The organism is Bifidobacterium saguini DSM 23967 (assembly GCF_000741715.1).
Classification (GTDB): Bacteria; Actinomycetota; Actinomycetes; order Actinomycetales; family Bifidobacteriaceae; genus Bifidobacterium; species Bifidobacterium saguini.
In genome coordinates this window covers 1-2,517 of record NZ_JGZN01000027.1, presented here as the reverse complement: position 1 = coordinate 2,517, position 2,517 = coordinate 1, and the positions used below count along the sequence as shown (strand labels likewise).

At 61.3% G+C, this 2,517-nt stretch carries 5 protein-coding genes and 1 pseudogene; 3 read left to right on the top strand and 3 right to left on the bottom strand.

The annotated features are described in order from the left end of the window. Positions 1-207 (top strand): annotated as a pseudogene (locus BISA_RS13170) (hypothetical protein); the annotation flags it as partial. Continuing rightward, positions 204-494 (top strand): RNA polymerase sigma factor sigma-70 region 4 domain-containing protein, encoded by a 291-nt coding sequence (locus BISA_RS11690; protein WP_033502012.1) that lies wholly within the window; start codon positions 204-206, stop codon positions 492-494. The pseudogene BISA_RS13170 and the gene BISA_RS11690, both read left to right, overlap by 4 nt. 200 nt (positions 495-694) lie before the next feature. Here the strand turns inward: BISA_RS11690 and BISA_RS11685 are convergent, their stop codons facing one another. The 3 genes from BISA_RS11685 to BISA_RS13165 all read right to left on the bottom strand — a co-directional run bounded on the left by BISA_RS11685 (position 695) and on the right by BISA_RS13165 (position 1,993). Next, a complete protein-coding gene (locus BISA_RS11685) occupies positions 695-976 on the bottom strand; it encodes a ribbon-helix-helix protein, CopG family (RefSeq protein ID WP_020917678.1) in 282 nt (93 codons plus the stop codon). Then, on the bottom strand, positions 973-1,242 hold the full coding sequence (locus tag BISA_RS11680) for a hypothetical protein (protein ID WP_033502013.1): 270 nt from the start codon (positions 1,240-1,242) through the stop codon (positions 973-975). The genes BISA_RS11685 and BISA_RS11680 overlap by 4 nt, the downstream gene beginning before the upstream one ends. 571 nt (positions 1,243-1,813) lie before the next feature. Beyond that, positions 1,814-1,993 carry a hypothetical protein gene (locus tag BISA_RS13165; RefSeq protein WP_020917681.1) on the bottom strand — a complete coding sequence of 60 codons (180 nt, stop codon included), beginning with the start codon at positions 1,991-1,993 and terminating at the stop codon, positions 1,814-1,816. Positions 1,994-2,203: 210 nt separating this feature from the next. On the opposite strand from BISA_RS13165, the gene BISA_RS11670 reads away from it, so the two are divergent. Next, positions 2,204-2,517, top strand: a 314-nt coding sequence (locus BISA_RS11670; protein WP_033892163.1) for a replication initiation protein, incomplete at its 3' end; no start/stop codon positions are given.

Genomic DNA, 2,517 nt, shown 5'->3' with positions numbered 1-2,517 from the left:
CTGCCCGTGCGCGAGGTCAACGACACCGCCAAGAGCATCCACAAGTGGATCACCACGCGAAGCCGCATGTGGCGAGACGGTGCCGTCGCCAACGCCGCCACGTTCGTCGCCATCCAATCCGCGCGCGGAAAGAAATCGGGCGAGGCCAGACAAAACGCATTTGAAGAGAAGTTCGCGCAGTACGCGCAGGAGGTGCTTGGGCAATGACCATCCAGACAATTCGCAAGAAGCGCCCATTGCCTGCCAAGGAGTTAGCCGAGGCCTATGGGGTGTCCGTGCGCACGATCAAGTACTGGAATTCGCAAACGCGCGAGGACTGGATAGACGAGCAGGCAACGTTGCGCGAATCCATCCGCGCCTACCACGACGATGACGGCCACTCGTGGAGCCAGACCGCCGAACACTTCAACATGACCCAAGGTGCCGTGCGCCAACGCGCCTACCGCGCCCGCAAGGAACGCGAGGCCGAGGCAAAAGCCGCAAGGCCGGAGTAGCAAGTGACGTGATTGTAGCTACAATCACTCGATTCGCGGTGCGAATCGGCTTGCTCGGGAGACCCAGACCCCATGGTCGGCAGAGCCTCCAGACCGCTCACGCGGCATCGTGCCACGACTGTGGCACATCACGTAACACCCGCACATCCTCACGGTGGTGCGCGGGTGTTACGTGATTCGAACCATCGGCCTGACAGGTCTCAGATCGCTCCAGCGAGCTTACGGCGCATGTACTCGCTGCGGCTGATGTGGTACCGCCTGGCCATCGCGGTCAGTCCGTCCAGCGTGCTCTTGGGCATGCGGACGGACACGCTGACCATTTGTTCGTCGGGCTCGGTGAGATGGAGCCCGTAGTGCACGCGCCCCGTCAGGTCGTCCGGGACCGTCTCGGACTCGGCCATGCGCTCATCCGCCAGCACCTGCTCCTCGGTCAGCCCGACCAGAGCCATCAACTGCCTGTCGCGTTCGCTGAAATCACTCATAGCGTCCTCCTATCGCCGCGCAGACGGTCTATCTCGCGCCTGAACTTCTTGGTCGGCGGCGTGAACGCGTGGTAGATCACCACGAGGTCGCCGACGGCCCTGTACAGCATCTCGACGTTCCTGCCGCGCCCGTCGAGCCCTATCGCCATCCATGCGCCGGACTCGCGCTCCGCGTCCACCATGACGCTGCGGAACGCGGTCACCACGTCCTTCTCGGACAGTTCTGGGTGACGCTCCATCACCCTGTCAAGCACCTGGATCCTCATCAGCACCACCCGCGACACGAACGTATTACATACGCAATCATATCAGTGTCACACATCAGTTACAACCGTACCGCAACACGCTTCGAGCGGACGCAAGCGGCTTTTGCGCGGAGCATTTCCGGCCATTTGCCCAGCTTGTTCCGCGCTTCCGAGAAGGTGCGGAGTCCCGTTTTTCGATGCCGCGCGAGCGGTCTGGAGGCTCCGCCGACCATGGGGTACGGGTCTTCCCGGCAAGCCGATTCGCACCGCGAATCGAGTGATTGTAGCTACAATCACGTCGCTTGCTACTCCGGCCTTCGGCACTCGGGTTGTTGCTCCAGCGCCGCAGGGCGCGGGAGGCTGCGGGCTCGGTTCATGTACATGAACCGTCTAGCTTGCTTACCTTCGATTTGATGGGCATCCACATGTGGATGTCCATGGACATATCCATGTGGGTGTCCATAGACGTGTCCATGTGGGTATCCATGGATATATCCATCTGAGCGCATAGGAAAACGCATGAGGGTGGATGATCGTTCGGGGTGATGCCTTCTTCCACGAACGGGAAGGGGCTCTTCCTTTTTCTGGAATGTCATCTTCCAGCGCCCTTCGCCTTGAGCTCCTTGAGCAGCATCGTCGCGTTGTCGCGGATGCTCGCGTCCGTGAGCGGGGAGAGCTCGTCCGCATAGGAGCGGCAGAGGAGCGCGTACACCCGTTCCCGCACCCAGGCGCTGCGCGCGATGCCCAGCTTGAACGCGGCCCGGCACAGCATCTCGTATTCATCGCCGGTGAGCAGGACATTGAGCTGGCGTCAAAAGTTGATTAGTCATGCCGTGTATATGCATCCGGAGTGTTTTCGGCCAGATTCCAACAGTTTTGGGCCACTCCGGGAAGGAACAGCCGACGCTCCGCTGGGCTGAACCATCTGACTTGGTTCGGCGCACGCTTGTGCAATGCACAAATGTGCAATAGGATGTGAGCTATGAGCAACGAATATGTGCAGCCGACGCTGGAGCTGACGCGGGCGTTCGACGGCTGGTGGCTTCCCCAGCGTCCCCTGTGCTGCGACGATGACTACTCCCAGCTGGTGCGCCGGAGCCGCATCGACGCGCTCAGATGCAAGCACATCGAGGCGAATCCGGCAGCGCAGGTGAACATGCTCGTTGTTGACGTTGATTCGTCTGAGGGCCGTTTAATGAGCCTGTGGGGGCATCGGGACATGCCGCCCAACTTCATCGCGGAGAATCCGGCCAACGGCCACTGCCACGCGGGCTGGGTGCTCACCGAACCCGTCTG